Annotated in this window: 2 protein-coding genes; both read left to right on the top strand. The window is 76.3% G+C overall.

What is annotated here, in order from left to right; translation table 11 throughout:
• The coding region (locus GTW43_RS14955) for a LysR substrate-binding domain-containing protein (protein ID WP_343246009.1) at positions 1–497 on the top strand (497 nt) is incomplete at its 5' end.
• Positions 494–1411 carry a serine hydrolase gene (locus tag GTW43_RS14950; protein ID WP_161302383.1) on the top strand — a complete coding sequence of 306 codons (918 nt, stop codon included), beginning with the start codon at positions 494–496 and terminating at the stop codon, positions 1409–1411. The genes GTW43_RS14955 and GTW43_RS14950, both read left to right, overlap by 4 nt.
• Positions 1412–1544: the final 133 nt, after the last annotated feature.

The raw sequence follows: 1544 nt of genomic DNA, 5'->3' as shown, positions 1-1544 counted from the left end.
TCTCCACGGCGCCGACGACGACGCTGCTCGCCGAACTCGGCGCGGGCCGGCTCGACGTGGCGGTCGTCCGGCACCCGGCGGTGCTCGACGGGCTCGCCGCGGGCCCGGTGGTGCTGGTGCCCAGCTGGGTCCTGACGCCCGTCGAGCCGCGCGGCGGTCCCGGGCGCCGGCTGCCGGTCGCGGTGCGGCCCCGGGAGGAGGCGCCCGCCGCCCATGACCTGTTCGTGGACACCCTGGCCAGCCGGGGCCGCACGGTCGACACGGTCGTGATCTCCGACGAGCGGGCGGGGCTCGCGCTCGTCGCCGCCGGGCAGGCGGTCCTCGTCACGGCCGACCCGACGCTGGCCGCCTCCGGCGTCACCCGCCGGCCGGCCACCGATCCGCCGCTGCCGCTGCGCTTGCGGGTGGTGTGGGATGCGCGCGGCCCGGCCGCCGAGCAGTCGGCCGGGACGGCCGGGCTCCTGGTGGACGCGCTGGCCCGGGAGGCGCAGCGGTGAGCGGGACGGAACGCCGTCACGGCGACGTGCGACGGGCGCTGCGCGAGCTGTTCGCCGACGCGGGAGTGAGCGGACTCGTGCACGTCGCGGACGTGCGGCGGCCGGAGGCCGCGGTGACCCTGGGCCCGGACGAGCGCGTGCCGATCGCGTCCGTCTACAAGGTGCCGCTGATGGCGGCCTTCTGGCGGCAGGTGGACGCGGGAGTCCTCGACCCGCGCCGGGCGGTGACCCTGGACCCGTCGCAGCGGGTGGCCGGCCCGACGGGCATCTCGGTCCTGGCCGACCCGGTGACGATGTCGCTGCGCGACCTGGTCGTGCTGATGATGACGGTGTCGGACAACACGGCGGCGGACGCGGTGCTGCGGGCGGTCGGTCCCGCGGCCGTGGCGCAGACGTGCCGCGCCCTCGGCCTGCCCGACACCCACGTGCACGGCGGCGTCGCCCACACCTGGGACCGGCTCGTCGCCGAGACCGGTACCGGTTCGCTGTCCGCGGCGATGCGGCACATCGCCAGCAACGACACGGCCGCGCCCGAGGACGTCTACGACCCGGCGCACACGTCGTCCTCGACGCCCGCCGACATCGCGCGGCTGCTGCACGCGATCTGGACGGACCGCGCCGCGTCACCCGCGCACTGTGCCTTCATGCGCGAGGTGATGTCCCGTCAGCCGTGGCGCCACCGGCTCGCCTCCGGATTCCCGTACGACGACGTCCGGGTGTCCGGCAAGACGGGCACGCTCGGGGCGCTGCGGCACGAGGCCGGGGTCGTCGAACTCCCCGACGGCAGCACGTACACCGCGGTGGTCTTCACCCGCGCGGCCCGAGCGGACGCCACCCTCCCCCGAGCCGACGCGGCCATCGGCACAGCGGCCCGCACAGCGATCGAGTCCCTCAGATCCCACCCCCCACTCTGACCCCCCGCCACAGAATGCGGTCCCCCAGAGGCGCGGGGAACTGCGCAACCCCACCACGCCGCCACACCCGACCCACAAACCTCACCCCCACCCACCAGGGGCGCGGGGAACTGCGCAACACCCACGACGCCGC

The sequence above is a fragment of the Streptomyces sp. SID5785 genome (genome assembly GCF_009870065.1).
Taxonomy (GTDB): Bacteria; Actinomycetota; Actinomycetes; order Streptomycetales; family Streptomycetaceae; genus Streptomyces.
Note: the sequence above shows the minus strand (reverse complement) of the source record. Positions and strands in the feature narration are given on the sequence as shown.